An 18,037-nucleotide genomic window follows, 5' to 3' on the forward strand; every position below is an offset into this window, starting at 1 on the left:
CCTAGAGATCGAGCACCAGCCGTTCCGGATCCTCCAGGCTTTCCTTGACGCGGACGAGGAAGGTCACCGCTTCCTTGCCATCGACGATGCGGTGATCGTAGCTGAGCGCCAGATACATCATCGGCCGGATCACGATCTGGCCGCCGACCACGACAGGCCGGTCCTGGATCTTGTGCATGCCCAGGATGCCCGACTGCGGCGCGTTGAGGATCGGCGTCGACATCAGCGACCCGTAAACGCCGCCATTGGAGATCGTGAACGTGCCACCTTGCATGTCGGCGACCGACAGCTTGCCGTCGCGCGCGGCGATGCCCAGCCGGCCGATGTCCTTTTCGATCTCGGCGATCGACATCTGGTCGGCATTGCGCACGACCGGCACGACCAAGCCCTTTTCGGTGCCGACGGCGACGCCGATATGGGCGTAGTTCTTGAAGATGATATCGGTGCCGTCGATCTCTGCATTGACCGAAGGGATTTCCTTCAAGGCGTGGGTCACGGCCTTGGTGAAGAAGCCCATGAAGCCGAGCTTCACGCCATGCTTCTTCTCGAACACGTCCTTGTACTTGGCCCTGAGTGCCATCACCGCTGACATGTCGACCTCGTTGAAGGTGGTCAGCATGGCGGCGGTCGACTGCGCTTCCTTGAGACGGCGCGCGATGGTCTGGCGCAGCTTGGTCATGCGCACACGTTCCTCGCGCGATGCGTCGTCGCCAGAGGACGGCGCGCGCATGGCAACCGGTGCCGGTGTGGCCTTGGGTGTCTCGGCCGGCTGCGATGGCGCACCCTTGGAGATGGCGTCGAGCACGTCGCCCTTCAGCACCTGGCCGCGCTTGCCCGAACCCGAGAGCTGGTCGACCGAGAGATTGTGTTCGGCGATCAGTTTCGCCGCCGCCGGCGCCGGCGGCATGCTGCGCGGCTCGACCGGTCCGGCATCGCCGGCAATCTTGGCGGTCTCGGCCGCCGCCTGCTTGCCAGTCGATGCTGCATCCGGCGACGAGGCCTGCGACACCGCCTGCGGCTTGGTCGCAGTCGCTGCGGCCGCGCCATCTGCCGAAATCGAACCCAGCAGTGCGCCGACGCCGACCGTCTCGCCTTCCTTGACGGTGATTTCGCTCAGCGTCCCGGCGGCGGCGGCGGGCACTTCCACCGTCACCTTGTCAGTTTCGAGCTCGACCAAAGGCTCATCGGCGGCAATGGCATCGCCGACCTTCTTGAACCATTTGCCGATGGTCGCTTCGGTGACGGATTCGCCGAGAGTGGGAACGCGGATTTCGGTAGCCATTGTGCCTGTCCGTTTCTGGTCGGTTCTGTTTTGTCAGCCCAATTCTGCTCTATTGGGGCGCTCTGTTCTATTCACCAAGCGCGTCTTCGAGCAAGGCGGCGAGCTGGGCAAGGTGCTTGGACATCAACCCGGTCGCCGGCGAGGCAGCCGCCGGGCGGCCGGTGTAGCGCACCCGCTGATGCTTGGCATCGATATGCGCCAGCACCCATTCCAGATACGGGTCGATGAACGACCAGGCGCCCATGTTCTTGGGCTCCTCCTGGCACCACACCATCTCCGCATTGCGGAAGCGCGACAGTTCCGTGATCAGCGCCTTGGCCGGGAATGGATAGAGCTGTTCGACGCGCAGCAGATAGATGTCGTTGATGCCGCGCTTCTCGCGCTCCTCGTAGAGATCGTAATAGACCTTGCCCGAGCACAGTACGACGCGGCGGATCTTCGAATCCTTGGTGAGCTTGATCGCCTGGTTGGGCAGCAGCTGGGCATCGTCCCAAAGCAGCCGGTGGAACGAGCTTTCGCCCGACATTTCCGGCAGCGTCGACACCGCCCGCTTGTGGCGCAGCAGCGACTTCGGCGTCATCAGGATCAGCGGCTTGCGGAAGTCGCGCTTCAGCTGCCGGCGCAGGATGTGGAAGTAGTTGGCCGGCGTCGTGCAGTTGGCGACTTGCATGTTGTCTTCGGCGCAAAGCTGCAGGAAGCGCTCGAGCCGGGCCGAGGAGTGTTCCGGGCCCTGGCCTTCATAGCCATGCGGCAACAGGCACACGAGGCCCGACATTCGGAGCCACTTGCGCTCTCCTGAGGAGATGAACTGGTCGAACACTACCTGGGCACCGTTGGCGAAGTCGCCGAACTGCGCTTCCCACAACGTCAGCGCCTTCGGCTCGGCCAGGCTGTAGCCATATTCGAAGCCCAGAACCGCCTCTTCCGACAGCATTGAGTTGATGACTTCGTAGCCGGCCTGTGCGGCCGACAGATTGTTGAGCGGGATGTAGCGGGTTTCGTCGCGCTGGTCGTAGAGCACGGAATGGCGCTGCGAGAAGGTGCCGCGTTCGGAATCCTGCCCCGACAGGCGGATCGGATTGCCGTCGAGCAGGATGGCGCCGAAAGCCAGCGCCTCCGCCGTCGACCAGTCGATGCCTTCGCCGGATTCGATCGCCTGGCGGCGGTTTTCGAGGAAGCGGATGATCGTCTTGTGCGCCTCGAAATCCTTCGGCACCTCGGTCAGCTTCTTGCCGATTTCCTTCAGCGTCTTGACCGGCACGGCGGTCTTGCCGCGCCGCTGTTCATCCTGGTTGTCGGCCGTGCGCAGGCCCGACCAGGCTCCGTCGAGCCAATCGGCCTTGTTGGGCTTGTAATGCTGGCCGACTTCCCACTCGGATTCCAGATGCGCGCGCCAGTCGGCCCTCATCCGGTCGAATTCGGCCTGGGTGATGTGGCCTTCGGCAATCAGGCGGTCGGCGTATATCTGTACCGTGGTCTTGTGGGTGCGGATGTTGCGATACATGATCGGCTGGGTGAAGGCCGGCTCGTCGCCTTCATTGTGGCCGAAGCGGCGGTAGCAGAACATGTCCACCACCACGGGCTTGTGGAACTTCATGCGGAATTCGATCGCCACCTTGGTGGCGTGCACCACGGCTTCCGGGTCGTCGCCATTGACGTGGAAGATCGGCGCCTCGATCATCTTGGCCACGTCGGACGGATAGGGCGACGAGCGCGAGAAACGCGGATTGGTGGTGAAGCCGATCTGGTTGTTGATGATGAAATGCAGCGTGCCGGCGACCCGGTGGCCGCGCAGGCCGGACAGGCCCAGAATTTCTGCGATCACGCCCTGGCCGGCGAAGGCGGCGTCGCCGTGCAGCAAGAGTGGCAGCACCTTGGCGCGTTCTTCCAGCGGCACGATTTCCTCGCGGCTGCGGCCGAACAGATAATCCTGCTTGGCGCGCGCCTTGCCCATCACCACCGGGTCGACGATTTCCAGATGCGAGGGGTTGGCGGTCAAGGACAGATGCACCTTGTTGCCGTCGAACTCGCGGTCCGACGAGGCGCCGAGATGGTACTTGACGTCGCCCGAGCCCTCGACCTCGTCGGGCGCGGCCGAGCCGCCCTTGAATTCGTGGAAGATGGCGCGGTGCGGCTTGGCCATCACCTGGGAGAGCACGTTCAGCCGGCCGCGATGCGCCATGCCGAGCACGATTTCCTTCATGCCGAGCTGGCCGCCGCGCTTGATGATCTGCTCCAGCGCCGGGATCAACGCTTCACTGCCGTCGAGGCCGAAACGCTTGGTGCCCTTGTACTTGACGTCGATGAACTGTTCGAAACCTTCGGATTCGACCAGCTTCTGCAGGATCGCCTTCTTGCCGGTGGCGGTGAAGGAGATCTCCTTGTCAGCGCCCTCGATGCGCGCCTGGATCCAGGCCTTTTCCTCGGGATCGGAAATATGCATGAACTCGACGCCCAGCGTCGAGCAATAGGTGCGGGTGAGGATCTCCAGCATCTGCCGGATGCTGCCGAATTCGAGCCCGAGCACATTATCGAGGAAGATCGGCCGGTCGTAATCGGCTTCGGTGAAACCGTAATTTTCCGGCGACAGTTCGTTGTAGTCCTCAAGCGGCTTGGCGATGCCGAGCGGGTCGAGATTGGCATGCAGATGGCCGCGCATGCGGTAGGCGCGGATCATCATGATGGCGCGCACGGAATCGCGCGTCGCCTGGTGCACATCGGCATCGGAAAGGACGACACCGTTGGTGACCGCCTTGTCCTTGACCTTCTTTTCGATGGTCTTCTCGACGATGCCCCAATTGCCGTCTAGCGCCGAGACCAGTTCGCCATTGGCCTGCAGCGGCCAGGACGGCTTCGCCCAGGAGGCGCCCTTGGCGTTCCTGCGCACATCGCCGGCATCATCCTTCAGCCCGGCGAAGAACTCCTGCCATTCAGCATTGACCGAGGCTGGATCGTCCTCATAGGCGGCATAGAGCGCGTCGATGTAATCGGCATTGCCGCCATAGAGGAAAGAGGTGAGCGAAAACTGGTCGTTGGCCTGATCTTGTCTTGCCATTTTTGTCCGCGGAGCCTGGCTCCGTCTCCTGTTTGGAGCGAATAGGGAGTAGCGAATAGCGAGTAGGGATTGCCCCGTGGTCGCGCCGCTACTCTGTTTTCCCTATTCGCTATTCACTACTCGCTACTCGCTTTAACTCTTGATCGCCTCGACCAGCGTCGTGCCCAGCCTTGCCGGCGAGGGCGATACCTTGATGCCGGCCGATTCCATTGCCGCGATCTTGTCCTCGGCGCCGCCCTTGCCGCCGGAGATGACCGCGCCCGCATGACCCATGGTGCGGCCTGCCGGCGCCGTGCGCCCGGCGATGAAGCCGGCCATCGGCTTCTTGCGGCCACGCTTGGCTTCGTCCTTGAGGAACTGCGCGGCGTCTTCCTCTGCCGAACCGCCGATCTCGCCGATCATGATGATCGACTTGGTCTCGTCGTCGGCGAGGAACATCTCGAGCACGTCGATGAACTCGGTGCCCTTGACGGGGTCGCCGCCAATGCCCACGGCGGTGGTCTGGCCGAGGCCGACATTGGTGGTCTGGAACACTGCCTCATAGGTAAGCGTTCCCGAGCGCGAAACAACGCCGACCGAGCCCTTGCGGAAGATGTTTCCGGGCATGATGCCGATCTTGCATTCGTTGGGCGTCAAGACGCCCGGGCAGTTCGGGCCGATCAGCCTCGAGGTCGAGCGGTCGAGCCGCGCCTTGACCCTGATCATGTCCATCACCGGTATGCCTTCGGTGATGCAGATGATCAGCGGGATCTCGGCCTCGATCGCCTCCAGGATGGCTTCGGCGGCGCCCGCCGGCGGCACATAGACGACTGAAGCGTTGGCGCCGGTCTTCTCCTTGCCCTCGGCGACGGTGGCGAAGATCGGCAGGCTCTCGCCCTTGGAACCGGTCCAGGTCTCGCCGCCCTTTTTGGGATGGATGCCGCCGATCATTTTTGTGCCGTGATAGGCCAGCGCCTGTTCGGTGTGGAACGTACCGGTCTTGCCGGTCAGGCCCTGCACCAGCACCTTGGTGTTCTTGTCGACGAGAATGGACATGGGTGATAACGCCTCTGGATTCAGCGATTACAAGAAAGGATTGACGGCTCGTACCGAGCCATAAACCTGGTTGTGGTTGAGATCCTCGGTGTAGAAAATCGGCGCACCGAGATAGACGGCCGCGGCGAGAAGCGCGGCGTCGTAGTAGTGAATTCCGTAACGGCGCGCGAGGTCCAGCCCAGAGCGGACGTAGCTTTCGTCGACGGGCACCAAAGGACAGGTCCCGAGGAGAACCAGCCACTGGTCGAGCAGGTCATCGCCCAGGAGGGATTTCGCTCGCGACACTGCGGCGAATTCGGCCAAAGTTTGCCCCGACACGCCAAAGATGGTGCTCGATACCAGTTCTGCGGCGATCGGCGCGCGGCGTGGATCACGATTCTTCTCCGAAGCCGCGTAGATCAGGACGTTCGTGTCGAGAAAGCAATCGATCCTCCCGGTCGGCATAGGCGTCCCTTCGATCCCACTTGTAGGGGGTGTCGGCGCTGTCGCCCCGTCTCGCGGCCTCGTCCATGAGTCGCTTCATTCCCGCCTTGGCCCAGGCCATCCGGTCTTCCTGCTCGACTTCATGCGCAAGCAGTGAACGAATGAGGGCGTTGAGCGTGGTGTTGCGACGTCCGGCAAGGCCTCGCGCCTTTTCGAGCAGAGCCTCGTCCATGGCTAGGGTGACATTCTTCATCGCTTGTCTCCACATAAATACACAGCCAATATATGTGTGATTATGTGTATTTTTTCAACCGCCATGCCCACGATCTGCATCGCTCAGCCTTCCCCTAACTCGGAAGGCGAGACGCGCCGGTAAACGCCGCTCACCATGTCCTGCCAGGCATCGCTGCCGGCAGGTTTGAATTGCAATCGCATGCGGTAGGCGTCGGCACCGTCGAAAACATACGTCACGCGCGCGACGCCGCGCGGCGACGACCGCTCCAGAATAAGTTCGTTGCCGTTCCACGTGCCCGTGGCCGGCGCCGCCGGCACGAAGCCCATCGAGTCGAACTGATGCATGGTGGCGATGCTGTTTTGCTGGTCGAAGCCAAACACGCTGTGCGCGCCGAACGAGACCGTGCCGTCGCGACGCTGGCGATAGCGCTGCACCACGAACAGCCCGCCGAACTGTGCCTCAGCCAACACTTCGGAAGTCGCTGTGCCGGCATCGGTCCATTGGGTTGCCGCCACCTCTTCCTCACCACGCCACGCGCCGACCAGCGCCTGCAGGCGCTGGTGATCGGCCGAGAGCGAGGAGAAGGCGGCTGCGTTCATGGGTCAGAGCCGCTTCAGGTCGGATACGGTGAGGTCGCTCTTGGCGTTGCCGGTGTTGAGCGTTGTCGCCGGCTCGAACATCAGCACCACGGGCTCCGAAGTCAGCGAGCGCGGCCGGTGCTCGACGCCGCGCGGTACGACGATGAACTCGCCCTCGCCAAGCTCGACCGGACCGTCGCGAAAATCGATGGCAATGCGCCCACGCAGCACGAGGAAAGCCTCGTCCTCATTGTCATGCGCGTGCCAGTCGAAGGTTTCGCCGAACTTGGCGATCTTGACCTGGGCATCGTTGACGTCGCCGGCGATATGCGGATCGAAGACCTTTTTGATCTTTTGATCCGCCACCTCGACCAAGTTTATCTTGAGCGGAGGCATCCTATGACTTCCGCCCTTGAAGTTCTAGCTTCAGATCACGCAGCACGGCTACAATTTCCCGGTTTGTCTCGACGAGTTCCCGAATGGCGGCCGCATTGTCGTGACCGGCTCGTTCCCGGGCCCGCACATATTGTTTGAGTGAGACGAGGCCCCAGATCCAGATCACAAGAAAAATCGCCATCGGCAACCATGCGATGATGTATCCAAGCAAGCTTTGCGTGGCGTCCTGTTCCACAGCGGTATCAGCCCGTCACCGCCGCCACGATCTTCTTGGCCGCGTCGTCGAGATCATCGGCCGACACCACGTTGAGGCCGCTGTCGTTGATGATCTTCTTGCCGAGCTCGGCATTGGTGCCTTCCAGGCGCACCACCAGCGGCACTTGGAGGCCGACTTCCTTGACCGCGGCGATCACGCCCTCGGCAATGATGTCGCACTTCATGATGCCGCCGAAGATGTTGATCAGGATGCCCTTAACCGCCGGATCCTTGGTGATGATCTTGAACGCCGCCGTCACTTTCTCTTTCGACGCGCCGCCGCCGACATCGAGGAAGTTGGCCGGCTCGGCGCCATAGAGCTTGATGATGTCCATCGTCGCCATGGCAAGGCCGGCACCGTTGACCATGCAGCCGATATTGCCGTCCAGCGCGACATAGGCGAGGTCGTATTTCGACGCCTCGATCTCCTTCTCGTCCTCTTCGGTGGTGTCGCGCAGTTCGAGCACATCCGGGTGACGGAACAGCGCGTTGTTGTCGAACGACACTTTTGCGTCGAGCACGCGCAGCCGGCCGCTCTTCATGACGATCAGCGGATTGACCTCGAGCAGGCTCATATCCTTCTCGACAAAGGCCTTGTAGAGGATCGGGAACAGCGTATCGCCGTCCTTGGCGGCGTCGCCATCGAGCTTCAGCGCGCCGTTGAGCGCCTTCAGGTCGGCTGATGTGACGCCCTTTTCCGGATCGATGGCGACGGTGATGATCTTTTCCGGCGTGTCATGCGCGACCGCCTCGATGTCCATGCCGCCTTCCGTCGAGACGACGAAAGCAACGCGGCCGACCGAGCGGTCGACGAGGATCGACAGATAGAGTTCGCGCTCGATGTCGGCGCCGTCCTCGATGTAGAGGCGGTTGACCTGCTTGCCGGCCGGGCCGGTCTGCTTGGTGACCAGAGTATTGCCCAGCATCTCATTGGCGTTGGTGACGACGTCGGCGACCGACTTCGCCAGCCGCACACCGCCCTTGGCATCCGGGCCAAGCTCCTTGAATTTGCCCTTGCCGCGGCCGCCGGCATGGATTTGGCTCTTCACCACATAAAGCGGACCGGGGAGCGCCTTGGCGGCGGCTTCCGCTTCGTTCGCCTTGAACACCGGTACGCCCTCGGCCACCGGCGCGCCGAACGACTTCAGCAGCGCCTTGCCCTGATACTCATGGATGTTCATCTGGATTTTCTCCGGGTTACTTGGCGGCGAGCTGCGGTGCGATCTTGACGCAGGCCTCGGTCAGGCCCTGCACCGTCGCCACCGAACTGTCGAACATCTTCTGCTCGCTCTTGTTCAGGTCGATCTCGATGATGCGCTCGACGCCGCCGGCGCCGATCACCACGGGAACGCCGACATAGGTGTTCTTGACGCCATACTGGCCGGAAAGATACGCGGCGCACGGCAGCACGCGCTTCTTGTCCTTGAGGTAGGCTTCGGCCATCGAGATCGCCGAGGCGGCCGGCGCGTAATAGGCCGAGCCGGTCTTGAGCAGGCCGACGATCTCGGCGCCGCCGTCGCGGGTGCGCTGTACGATCTGGTCGAGCTTTTCCTTCGAGGTCCAACCCATCTTGATAAGGTCGGGCAGCGGAATGCCCGACACCGTCGAATAGCGGATCATCGGCACCATGGAATCGCCGTGGCCGCCGAGCACGAAGGCGGTGACGTCCTCGACCGAGACCTTGAATTCCTCGGCCAGGAAATAGCGGAAACGCGCACTGTCGAGCACACCGGCCATGCCGACGACATGGCTCTTGGGCAGGCCGGAGAACTTCTGCAGCGCCCAGACCATGGCGTCGAGAGGATTGGTGATGCAAATGACGAAGGCCTTCGGTGCGTACTTCTTCAGCCCGGCGCCGACCTGCTCCATGACCTTGAGGTTGATGCCCAGAAGGTCGTCTCGGCTCATGCCGGGCTTGCGCGGCACGCCGGCGGTGACGATGCAGACATCGGCACCCTCGATACCGGCATAGTCGTTGATGCCGGTGAGGCGGCTATCGAAGCCATCGACGGGCGACGACTGCGCGATATCGAGCCCCTTGCCTTGCGGGATACCTTCGGCAATATCGAACAGCACCACGTCGCCGAGGTCCTTGAGGCCGATCATATGGGCGAGCGTGCCGCCGATCATGCCAGAGCCGATGAGCGCTATCTTGTTGCGTGCCATGTCAGGATGTTTTCCCTTTGTCGGTGACGGTGTCTCAAATCTTTTAACGACTTGATGGCACGTCGAAGAAGAGGCTGGAATGCTGTGAGGACCCGCGAGATTTTCGCCGCACCCAATAGCCTCGGAGCGGCATAAATTCAAACGATTATTTTGAGGCGAGCATTTTCAATCGGTTAGAGTGATTGGGATTTACGTAAACGTCAAAGTTTGTAAGCCGACTTGCGGGAATTTACACAATCGCCATGGAAATCAGAAGGCTATATATGCCGGAGATGACGCCCTTGTGATGCGGGCACCAAATCTCTCCCTCGAGGGGAGATGTCGCCAAAGGCGAAGGGGGTCGTCACGCGTGGAGCGCTGGCGCCATCTGTGCCGCGCCCAGTCGAACCAACGCCCTCTGGCCTGCCGGCCATCTCCCCCTCAAGGAAGGTGATCGATCGTCGCGCCGGTTTCGCCAACCGTCAACGATGCAAGAGGGGAACCTACGTCTCTGAGCCTACGCCTGCGCCTGCTGCGCTTCTGGCGCCGCCTTCACCTTCTGCCGCTCCGCCCAATCCTCCAGCCATTCGTGGCTCTGCATCTCGATCAGGCGCGATGCCGTGCGCTCGAATTCGAAGACCTCGACGCCACGCTTTGCGAGATAAAGCTGCGGCGGTGGAGCCTCCGCACTCATCACCAGCCGAACATGATGGTCATAAAGCGTGTCGATCAACAGGATGAAGCGCTTGGCCTCGTTGCGCTTGCCTTCGCCGAGCACCGGGACATGGTCGACGAAGATGGTCGAAAAGCGCCCGGCGATCGCCAGGTAGTCGCGTGCCCCAAGCGGCCTTTCGCAGAGATCTGCGAAGGAAAACCGCGCCGCATCGCCTGCTGCGCGCGGCACGACCACTTGCCGGCCCTTGAGGGTCAGCGAGGTCTCCGTAATCGGCACGCCACGCGTCATGGTTTGCCAGGCCTCGTCGAGTATCTGGTCGGCCGCCGCACCGGCCGGCGTGACATAGACCGGCATGCGGGCGAACTTTTCCAGCCGGTAGTCCTTGTCGGCGTCGAGTGCCAGCACCTGTGCATGCCGCTCCAGAATGCCGATGAAGGGCAGGAAAAGCTGGCGGTTCAGCCCTTCTCTATAAAGATCTTCCGGCGCCACGTTCGAGGTGGCGACCAGCACCACGCCGTTGGCAAACAGCGCCGAAAACAGCCGCGACAGGATCATCGCGTCGGCAATGTCGGTGACCGAGAACTCGTCGAAGCACAGCACCCAGGCCTGCTCGGCAAGCGCCTTGGCGACGGGCGGGATCGGATCGTCTTCCCTGACGTCACCGTTCTTGCGCGCCTGCCGGTGCTTCTGGATGCGGTCCTGGACATCGGCCATGAAGTCGTTGAAGTGGACGCGGCGTTTGCGCCGTACCGGCACAAGCTCGAAGAACATGTCCATCAGCATGGTCTTGCCGCGGCCGACGCCGCCATGGATGTAGAGCCCTTTGACGGCCTCGTGCGTTCCGCGCTTGCGGGCAAACAGCCAGCCCAGCGCGCTGGACTTCTGTGCCAGCCGCTTGGCCGAAATCTCATCGGTCAGCCGGTCAAGCGCAGCTGCGATCCGCTCCTGTAGCGGATCGCGTTCGATCGCCCCCGTTTCCACCAGATGGTCGTAACGCTGCCTGACGGTCGCATGGATCTGGAGGCCGTCACGCAGATGCATCGGTCATGTCGTTCCGGAGCAATTTCCAGGAAAAATATGTCTATCTTGTAAGCGAAATCGGCTGGCCGTTCGAAGTCTGGCCGTCGAATTTCGAGCCGCCCGAGGAATAGAGCCGCGCCAGCGCACCGCCATTCTCGTCATAAAGCGTCAGTTGCTTGCCGGCGACGTTCCACGACTTGATGCCGTCGATCGGTGCCGGGCAATGCAGCGGCCCGGCGCGGAAGCCGGCACCGAACTTGGTCTGCGGCGTCGCCACCTTGCAGCTCTGGCCCGAAACGCTGGCATTCCAGACGCCGGCGACGCTGGCGGCATTGAGATCCGAGGCTCCGGCGGGCGCCGTACCGTCCGGCGGCAGCGAGGCCACCTGCGTATTCGCCGGCGCGGTCGGGAATTCCGACGGGTCCGTGGTGCAGGGCGACGCCGGCGGCGGTAGCTGGTTCGCGGTCACCTTGCCGGCGGGCGCGGCCTCCAGCGGTGCCGGCTGCTGATCGCCCATCGACGAGAAACGTGAGGTCGAACAGCCGCTCGCAACGAGCGCGGCCAGCGATACGGCCACCAGGCCGGTTTTCGAAAAAGTCATTCCAACCTCCGTCGGATCCGGCTGGGGGGAAGCCGTCCGCACAATCTCACCTCCACCAAGATGGAGAAGGTGGCGAAATTTCAACCCGATATGGTTAAAATACGGTTTGCAGCAAGATTTGTTGCAAATTTGTCGCAATCGCGATGGTACGGGCCACTGTCGCGCGTCGCCCTGAGGTCCCGGTTGACACTGGCCGCCCCCTGGCATTCGGCGGTCACACGCTTGCGCAAGCAGGCACAGCGCCTATGTCAGGGAGACGCAACCTGCCGGAGCCGCAAAATTGGCCGCGAGAAAGAGAGCCGCCAATCGCTACTATAGCGGCCCGCCCAGCGATCATTTCGACGGCACCTTGTTCTTCAATCCCGACGGCCAGCTGCCCGGCCGTTTCGCCGACCTGCTGAAATGGCAGTTGAATGGCAAGCGCTCGAAATGGCCGGCGACGAATCCAAGCCCCTTCCCGCAGGCAAAGCCGGCCGCGAGCGTCGAAGGCGCCGCACTTGATGTGACGATGGTGGGCCATTCCAGCTTGCTGATCCAGACGGCCGGTCTGAACATCCTGACCGACCCGGTCTGGTCGCAGCGCGCGTCGCCGCTTTTCTTTGCCGGTCCACGGCGCATCAATCCGCCAGGCATCGCTTTCGCCGACCTGCCGCCGATCGACCTCGTGCTGGTCAGCCACAATCATTACGACCATCTCGACCTCGCCACGCTGAAGCGGCTGAAGGCCGGCCACGACCCGCTGGTGCTCACTCCGCTCGGCAACGATACCCTGATTGGCGATGCGATTCCCGGCATGCGGCTGTCGGCGCACGATTGGGGCGACAGGGTCGAGGTCGGCAATGGCGTCGTCGTCCATGTCGAGCCGGCGCACCACTGGTCGGCGCGGGGCGCCCGCGACCGGCGCATGGCGCTGTGGGCCGGCTTCGTCGTCGGGACGCCGAACGGCAAACTCTATTTCGCCGGCGACACCGGCTTCCACGGCGGCATCAACTATCGGCTGATGGCCGAGAAACATGGCGGCTTCCGCTTCGCCATCCTGCCGATCGGTGCCTATGAGCCGCGCTGGTTCATGGCGCCGCAGCACCAGAATCCGGAGGAGGCGGTGCAAGGCATGACATTGTGCAACGCCGCTTTCGCCGCCGGCTGCCACTGGGGCACTTTCCAGCTCACCGACGAACCGATCGACGAGCCGGCGCGAAAACTGACCGAGGCGCTTGATGACCAAGGCGTCCCACGAGAGCGCTTTCGCGCCTTGCGGCCCGGCGAGGTCTGGAGCGTACCCGAGATCGGGCGCGACTGACGTCTGCATTGGCCATTTACGCCCCGGTCATTTTCGCAGATGGTCAGCCTAACGGGCAAAGGGGAATTCAGATGAAATCGATCGTGGCAGTTCTGATGGCGCTGGCGTTTTCGACGCCATGCGCTTTCGCAGGCGAAATCGGCGACCGCGCCACCGAGGCCGAAAAACTGCTGCAGTCGGGTGACGGCGCCGGCGCGCTGGACAAATTCCGCGGCGCGGAGGAAGCCTTCTGGCAAGCGATGCCGCTGACCGTCCAGAATGTCAAACAGGTCGATTCCGCAAGCGGTTTCGGCATCTACAGCGAGCGTGCCAATCGCATCTACAAACCTGGCGAGAAGATCGTGCTCTATATGGAGCCTGTTGGCTACGGCTATGGCACGGACGGTCTTGGCAACAGCATGATCGCACTTTCCGTCGACATCACCGTCGTTTCAGCGGCCGGCGAGACCCTCGGGACAAGTGAGAAGGTCGGCCGTGTCCAGGTCGCCTCCCGCTCACACAACCGCGAACTGTTCTTCAAGCTGGACCTCTCCCTCGACGGCTTGCCGCCCGGCAAATACCGGTGCGACTTTCTCATGCATGACGAGAATTCGAGCAAGACGGCGCCCTTCACCACCGATATCGAGATCGCCGGCTAGGTCGGTCAACGGGCAGCGGCCTCGCAAGCCGACGGGAACCCAAGCGCGGCAACCGCGTTTTTCATACGGTTTCAAAATCTATCGGTTTGCGAGGCATTCCCATGCTCAAATGGATTGTCATTTTGCTGATCATCGCCGCGGCGGCGAGCCTGCTCGGCATGCCGGCGCTGGCAGGTGCTGCCGCAACCGGTGCGCGCATCCTCATCGGCATCGTTCTGATCATCTTCCTGTTGATGGTACTCGGCATTTTCGCGGTGACGTAAAGTGGCTCCGCACTGGTAATTCCTGCCCGTTTCCGCCATATAGCGCCAATCGGACACGGAATTTTCGGAGCAATGGCCAGCACCGCCCCATTCGCCAAGATGAACGGCATCGGCAACGAGATCATCGTTGCCGACATGCGTAGCCGTGCCGATCGGGTGACGGCGGCCGCGGCAATCGCGCTGAACGCGGATGCCGCGACAAGGTTCGACCAGATCATGGCGATCCACGACGCCAGGACGCCGGGCACCGCCTTTTTCATCGACATATTGAATTCCGACGGAACCGGCGCGCAGGCCTGCGGCAATGGCATGCGCTGCGTTGTCCAGGCGCTCGCCGCCGAGACCGGCCAGAAGACCTTCACTTTCGAGACCGTCGCCGGCATTCTCAACGCGCGCGAACATGCCGACGGCTCGATCTCGGTCGACATGGGCATACCGCGCTTCGGCTGGCAGGACATTCCACTGGCCGAGGAATTCCACGACACCCGCATGATCGAGCTGCAGATCGGCCCGATCGACGCGCCGGTGCTGCATTCACCCTCTGTCGTCTCGATGGGCAATCCGCACGCCATCTTCTGGGTCGATCGCGACGTCTGGTCCTACGAGCTCGACCGTTTCGGCCCGCTGCTCGAGAACCATCCGATGTTTCCCGAACGGGCCAACATCACCATCGCTCAGGTCACCTCACCCGAAACCATGATCATCCGCACATGGGAGCGTGGCGCCGGCCTGACCAAGGCCTGCGGCTCGGCCTCCTGCGCCGCAGTGGTCGCAGCCGCCCGCACCAACCGGACCGGTCGCAGCGTCAGCCTGCTGACCCCCGGCGGCGGCACGCTGCATGTCGAATGGCGCGACGATGACCACGTCATCCTCACCGGCGCCGCCGAATGGGAATTTTCCGGCAACTTCGATCCGTCGGTCGGAACGTGGGCCCGCGACACCGAAAGCGCGGCCTGATGTCCGCTCTGTCCAAGAGCCCGGTGTCCAAGGGCATCGATGTGGTGACTTTCGGCTGCCGGCTGAACACCTATGAGTCCGAGGTGATGCGGCGCGAGGCTGAAACCGCCGGCCTCGGCGCGCTGGAAGGCGGCGCCGTGATCTTCAACACCTGCGCTGTCACCGGCGAAGCGGTGCGCCAGGCCAAGCAGGCGATCCGCAAGGCGCGCCGCGACAACCCGCAAGCCCGCATCATCGTCACCGGCTGCGCCGCGCAGACCGAGCCTGAAAAATTCGCCTCAATGGACGAGGTCGATCTCGTGCTCGGCAACGAGGAGAAGCTGAAGGCGAACTCCTATCGCGCGCTGCCGGATTTCGGCGTCAACGACACCGAGAAGGCGCGCGTCAACGACATTTTTTCGGTGCGCGAAACCGCAGGCCACATGGTCGACGCCATCGAGGGCCGCGCGCGCGCCTTCGTACAGGTGCAGACCGGCTGCGACCACCGCTGCACCTTCTGCATCATCCCTTACGGCCGCGGCAATTCGCGCTCTGTGCCGATGGGCGCCGTGGTCGAGCAGGTCAAACGGCTCGCCGGAAACGGCTATGCCGAGATCGTGCTGACCGGAGTCGACATGACCAGTTTTGGCGCCGACCTACCGGGCGCGCCGAAGCTCGGCAAACTTGTAAGAACCATCCTCAGGCAGGTGCCCGACGTGAAGCGCCTGCGGCTATCCTCGATCGATTCGATCGAGGCCGACGACGATCTGCTCGACGCCATCGCCACCGAGCCCAGGCTGATGCCGCATCTGCATCTGTCGCTGCAATCGGGCGACGACATGATCCTGAAGCGCATGAAGCGCCGGCACAGTCGAGACCAGTCGATCCGCTTCTGCGAGGACGTTCGCAAGCTGCGCTCCGGCATCGTCTTCGGCGCCGACATCATCGCCGGCTTCCCGACCGAGACCGACGAAATGTTCGAGAACTCGGAAAAAATCGTCGAGGAGTGTGGCCTGACCCATCTCCACGTTTTCCCCTTCAGCCCGCGCGACGGCACGCCTGCCGCGCGCATGCCGCAGCTCCGTCGCGAATTGGTCAAGCAGCGCGCTGCCCGGCTGCGCGCCGCGGGTGACGCTGCCTATATCAGGCATCTGTCGTCGCTTTCCGGAACCCGTCAGTCGATCCTGGTCGAGCGCGACGGACTTGGCCGCACCGAAGGGTTTACGCTTGCCGCACTCGGCACCGGCGCACCGGGCGAAATCGTCGAGGCCGATATATCGGGCCACGATGGTACCCGGCTGATCGCGACGCCCCTTTCCGCCCGCGCGGCCTGAGAAACGCAAAGCATGGCTGGTTTTTTCAAGAAGATATTTTCGTTCGGCAAGAAGGAGGTGGTCGAGGAGCGGGTCGACGAAACCGCCCCTTTGCCGCCGATCAAGTGGGAAGCACTCGATGCGCTGAAGCCGGCGGCCGAGCAGGTCGTGCCGGAGTTTTTGAAGCGCGACGAGCTGGAGCCCGAGGCGGAGACTGCGCCGACGCCGACGGTTGAGCCGAAGGTGATCCCTGCGACGGAACCGGCGCCTGTCGAGGAGCCGGCGCCCGAACCGGCACCTTCGATTCCGCCAGCGCCGGAGCCTACCGTTCCGCCCGCGCCGGAACCTCTGCCGAAGCCCGAACCGGGAGAAGAACCCGCGCCTGAGACGCCTGCCGAGCCGCCGGCGCCCGAGGAAATACCAACACCTCCCGCCGTCCCGGAACCTGCCCCCAAACCTCAGCCGCAAGAGGTACCGCCACCCGCGCCGGCCGAGCCGGAGATCGTTCCGTCACGCCCGGAAAAGCAACCGGAACCGGCCCCGGTCGAAGTGCCGGTGCCGCCGGTGGAGGTTCCACCGGCAGAGACAACAACTCCGATCGAGGTGCCGACGCCGGCGCCGGCCCCTCAGCCACCATCAGACTTCGAAGAAGAAGCCTCAACGCTGACGCGCGCCTCGCTCCGTCCTTCACGGGGAGAGGGTAAGGGTGAGCGGCAGCGCGAACCTGCACAAGGCGTGGCAGCGAGTGAACCGGAAGCTCCGCCGGCCGAAATCGCACCTCCCATTCGCCAGCCTGCGCCGATCGAATCGCAGCCGGTCATAGCCGAGATCGCGCCCGAACCGCAGGCCGTCCCCGCGCCAAAATCCGTTCCTGGCAAGGTAACCGTCACCAGGAAGGTCGAGCAGAAGGCAGAGCCGCAGAAGGCACCGGAGCCGGCGCCGAGGCGCTCATGGTTCCAGCGCATGAAGGACGGGCTTGCCCGTTCGTCCAAGGAACTGACCGGCAACATTGCCGGGGTCTTCACCAAGCGCAAGCTGGACGAGGAGACGCTGCAGGATCTGGAGGACGTGCTGATCCGTGCCGATCTCGGCATGGAGACCGCGCTGCGCGTCACAGATGCGCTGGCTACCAGCCGCTACGGCAAGGATGTCTCCGACACCGAGGTTCGCGCCATTATGGCGGCCGAGGTGGAGAAGGTGCTGACGCACGTCGCCATGCCGCTGGAACTCGATCTCTCGCACAAGCCGCATGTTATCCTAGTGGTTGGCGTCAACGGCACCGGCAAGACCACGACCATCGGCAAGCTTGCCGCCAAGCTCACCGATGGCGGCCTGTCGGTGATGTTGGCGGCCGGCGACACGTTCCGCGCCGCGGCGATCGAGCAGTTGAAGATCTGGGGCGAGCGGACGAAATCGCCTGTCATCGCCTCCAAGCTCGGCGCCGATGCCGCGGGCCTCGCCTATGACGCGTTCGAAAAGGCCAAGGACGCCGGCTCAGACGTGCTGATCATCGACACCGCCGGCCGCCTGCAAAACAAGACCGAGTTGATGGCGGAGCTCGAAAAGATCGTCCGCGTGCTCGGCAAGCTTGATCCGGAAGCGCCGCACACCGTGCTGCAAACCGTCGATGCCACCACCGGCCAGAATGCACTCAACCAGGTCGAAATCTTCCGCAATGTCGCCGGCGTCAACGGCCTTGTGATGACCAAGCTGGACGGCACGGCGCGCGGCGGTATTCTGGTGGCGATCGCGGCAAAGCACAAATTGCCGGTCTATTTCATCGGCGTCGGCGAACAGGTCGACGACCTCGAACCGTTCTCGGCAAGCGAATTCGCCAGGGCGATCGCTGGAGTTGCCTAACAAGCATGTCCCAAAAAGTTGCAGCC

The 18,037-nt window shown here is 63.0% G+C and carries 18 protein-coding genes; 6 read left to right on the forward strand and 12 right to left on the reverse strand.

Annotated features, from left to right (window positions below):
* Position 1: 1 nt before the first annotated feature.
* The 12 genes from odhB to NKH57_RS02745 all read right to left on the reverse strand — a co-directional run bounded on the left by odhB (position 2) and on the right by NKH57_RS02745 (position 11,701).
* The gene (gene odhB / locus NKH57_RS02690) at positions 2-1,282 is read right to left on the reverse strand and encodes a 2-oxoglutarate dehydrogenase complex dihydrolipoyllysine-residue succinyltransferase (RefSeq protein WP_023758899.1); all 1,281 of its coding nucleotides are present in this window, start codon (positions 1,280-1,282) and stop codon (positions 2-4) included.
* Between the two features lie 67 nt (positions 1,283-1,349).
* Positions 1,350-4,337, reverse strand: a complete 2,988-nt coding sequence (locus tag NKH57_RS02695) for a 2-oxoglutarate dehydrogenase E1 component (RefSeq protein ID WP_352606033.1) — start codon at positions 4,335-4,337, stop codon at positions 1,350-1,352.
* Between the two features lie 132 nt (positions 4,338-4,469).
* Entirely contained in the window at positions 4,470-5,372 is a 903-nt protein-coding gene (gene sucD / locus NKH57_RS02700) for a succinate--CoA ligase subunit alpha (RefSeq protein WP_023758901.1), read from the reverse strand.
* A gap of 27 nt (positions 5,373-5,399) precedes the next feature.
* Complete coding sequence (locus NKH57_RS02705) at positions 5,400-5,816, reverse strand: PIN domain-containing protein (RefSeq protein WP_352941489.1); 417 nt, start codon at positions 5,814-5,816, stop codon at positions 5,400-5,402.
* Entirely contained in the window at positions 5,743-6,048 is a 306-nt protein-coding gene (locus NKH57_RS02710) for a hypothetical protein (protein ID WP_023758903.1), read from the reverse strand. The genes NKH57_RS02705 and NKH57_RS02710 overlap by 74 nt, the downstream gene beginning before the upstream one ends.
* Before the next feature lie 83 nt (positions 6,049-6,131).
* Positions 6,132-6,629 (reverse strand): DUF1579 family protein, encoded by a 498-nt coding sequence (locus tag NKH57_RS02715; RefSeq protein ID WP_352941491.1) that lies wholly within the window; start codon positions 6,627-6,629, stop codon positions 6,132-6,134.
* A 3-nt stretch (positions 6,630-6,632) separates the two neighbouring features.
* Positions 6,633-7,004 carry a cupin domain-containing protein gene (locus NKH57_RS02720; protein WP_352941493.1) on the reverse strand — a complete coding sequence of 124 codons (372 nt, stop codon included), beginning with the start codon at positions 7,002-7,004 and terminating at the stop codon, positions 6,633-6,635.
* A 1-nt stretch (position 7,005) separates the two neighbouring features.
* A complete protein-coding gene (locus NKH57_RS02725) occupies positions 7,006-7,239 on the reverse strand; it encodes a hypothetical protein (RefSeq protein WP_352941495.1) in 234 nt (77 codons plus the stop codon).
* 7 nt (positions 7,240-7,246) lie between these two features.
* Positions 7,247-8,440, reverse strand: coding sequence for an ADP-forming succinate--CoA ligase subunit beta (sucC, locus tag NKH57_RS02730; protein WP_352941497.1), 1,194 nt, complete (start codon positions 8,438-8,440; stop codon positions 7,247-7,249).
* A 16-nt stretch (positions 8,441-8,456) separates the two neighbouring features.
* Positions 8,457-9,425, reverse strand: coding sequence for a malate dehydrogenase (gene mdh, locus NKH57_RS02735; protein ID WP_352606045.1), 969 nt, complete (start codon positions 9,423-9,425; stop codon positions 8,457-8,459).
* A 496-nt stretch (positions 9,426-9,921) separates the two neighbouring features.
* A complete protein-coding gene (gene zapE, locus NKH57_RS02740; protein WP_352606047.1) occupies positions 9,922-11,121 on the reverse strand; it encodes a cell division protein ZapE in 1,200 nt (399 codons plus the stop codon).
* Between the two features lie 40 nt (positions 11,122-11,161).
* On the reverse strand, positions 11,162-11,701 hold the full coding sequence (locus NKH57_RS02745) for a protease inhibitor Inh/omp19 family protein (RefSeq protein ID WP_352941501.1): 540 nt from the start codon (positions 11,699-11,701) through the stop codon (positions 11,162-11,164).
* A gap of 280 nt (positions 11,702-11,981) precedes the next feature.
* On the opposite strand from NKH57_RS02745, the gene NKH57_RS02750 reads away from it, so the two are divergent.
* The 6 genes from NKH57_RS02750 to ftsY all read left to right on the forward strand — a co-directional run bounded on the left by NKH57_RS02750 (position 11,982) and on the right by ftsY (position 18,011).
* Positions 11,982-13,001, forward strand: coding sequence for an MBL fold metallo-hydrolase (locus NKH57_RS02750; RefSeq protein ID WP_352606049.1), 1,020 nt, complete (start codon positions 11,982-11,984; stop codon positions 12,999-13,001).
* A gap of 71 nt (positions 13,002-13,072) precedes the next feature.
* Complete coding sequence (locus NKH57_RS02755; RefSeq protein ID WP_352836727.1) at positions 13,073-13,639, forward strand: hypothetical protein; 567 nt, start codon at positions 13,073-13,075, stop codon at positions 13,637-13,639.
* 101 nt (positions 13,640-13,740) lie between these two features.
* Entirely contained in the window at positions 13,741-13,902 is a 162-nt protein-coding gene (locus NKH57_RS02760; RefSeq protein ID WP_023758912.1) for a DUF1328 family protein, read from the forward strand.
* Positions 13,903-13,974: 72 nt separating this feature from the next.
* Complete coding sequence (dapF, locus tag NKH57_RS02765) at positions 13,975-14,859, forward strand: diaminopimelate epimerase (protein WP_352941505.1); 885 nt, start codon at positions 13,975-13,977, stop codon at positions 14,857-14,859.
* Positions 14,859-16,172 (forward strand): tRNA (N(6)-L-threonylcarbamoyladenosine(37)-C(2))-methylthiotransferase MtaB, encoded by a 1,314-nt coding sequence (gene mtaB, locus NKH57_RS02770; protein ID WP_352941508.1) that lies wholly within the window; start codon positions 14,859-14,861, stop codon positions 16,170-16,172. Before dapF ends, mtaB begins: the two co-directional genes overlap by 1 nt.
* 12 nt (positions 16,173-16,184) lie before the next feature.
* Positions 16,185-18,011 carry a signal recognition particle-docking protein FtsY gene (ftsY, locus tag NKH57_RS02775; RefSeq protein WP_352941510.1) on the forward strand — a complete coding sequence of 609 codons (1,827 nt, stop codon included), beginning with the start codon at positions 16,185-16,187 and terminating at the stop codon, positions 18,009-18,011.
* The last annotated feature ends 26 nt before the right edge of the window (positions 18,012-18,037 follow it).

It is taken from the genome of Mesorhizobium sp. M1050, from assembly GCF_040318715.1.
In the GTDB taxonomy this organism is placed as follows: Bacteria; Pseudomonadota; Alphaproteobacteria; order Rhizobiales; family Rhizobiaceae; genus Mesorhizobium.

What these genes read in the sequence shown, in the direction of transcription:
- dapF (WP_352941505.1), top strand. Translation starts at nt 13,975, where the DNA reads ATGGCCAGCACCGCCCCATTCGCCAAGATGAACGGCATCGGCAACGAG.
- ftsY (WP_352941510.1), top strand. Translation starts at nt 16,185, where the DNA reads ATGGCTGGTTTTTTCAAGAAGATATTTTCGTTCGGCAAGAAGGAGGTG.
- NKH57_RS02755 (WP_352836727.1), top strand. Translation starts at nt 13,073, where the DNA reads ATGAAATCGATCGTGGCAGTTCTGATGGCGCTGGCGTTTTCGACGCCA.
- sucD (WP_023758901.1), bottom strand. Translation starts at nt 5,372, where the DNA reads ATGTCCATTCTCGTCGACAAGAACACCAAGGTGCTGGTGCAGGGCCTG.
- sucC (WP_352941497.1), bottom strand. Translation starts at nt 8,440, where the DNA reads ATGAACATCCATGAGTATCAGGGCAAGGCGCTGCTGAAGTCGTTCGGC.
- NKH57_RS02760 (WP_023758912.1), top strand. Translation starts at nt 13,741, where the DNA reads ATGCTCAAATGGATTGTCATTTTGCTGATCATCGCCGCGGCGGCGAGC.
- mdh (WP_352606045.1), bottom strand. Translation starts at nt 9,425, where the DNA reads ATGGCACGCAACAAGATAGCGCTCATCGGCTCTGGCATGATCGGCGGC.
- NKH57_RS02715 (WP_352941491.1), bottom strand. Translation starts at nt 6,629, where the DNA reads ATGAACGCAGCCGCCTTCTCCTCGCTCTCGGCCGATCACCAGCGCCTG.
- NKH57_RS02695 (WP_352606033.1), bottom strand. Translation starts at nt 4,337, where the DNA reads ATGGCAAGACAAGATCAGGCCAACGACCAGTTTTCGCTCACCTCTTTC.
- mtaB (WP_352941508.1), top strand. Translation starts at nt 14,859, where the DNA reads ATGTCCGCTCTGTCCAAGAGCCCGGTGTCCAAGGGCATCGATGTGGTG.
- zapE (WP_352606047.1), bottom strand. Translation starts at nt 11,121, where the DNA reads ATGCATCTGCGTGACGGCCTCCAGATCCATGCGACCGTCAGGCAGCGT.
- NKH57_RS02705 (WP_352941489.1), bottom strand. Translation starts at nt 5,816, where the DNA reads ATGCCGACCGGGAGGATCGATTGCTTTCTCGACACGAACGTCCTGATC.
- NKH57_RS02710 (WP_023758903.1), bottom strand. Translation starts at nt 6,048, where the DNA reads ATGAAGAATGTCACCCTAGCCATGGACGAGGCTCTGCTCGAAAAGGCG.
- NKH57_RS02720 (WP_352941493.1), bottom strand. Translation starts at nt 7,004, where the DNA reads ATGCCTCCGCTCAAGATAAACTTGGTCGAGGTGGCGGATCAAAAGATC.
- NKH57_RS02745 (WP_352941501.1), bottom strand. Translation starts at nt 11,701, where the DNA reads ATGACTTTTTCGAAAACCGGCCTGGTGGCCGTATCGCTGGCCGCGCTC.
- odhB (WP_023758899.1), bottom strand. Translation starts at nt 1,282, where the DNA reads ATGGCTACCGAAATCCGCGTTCCCACTCTCGGCGAATCCGTCACCGAA.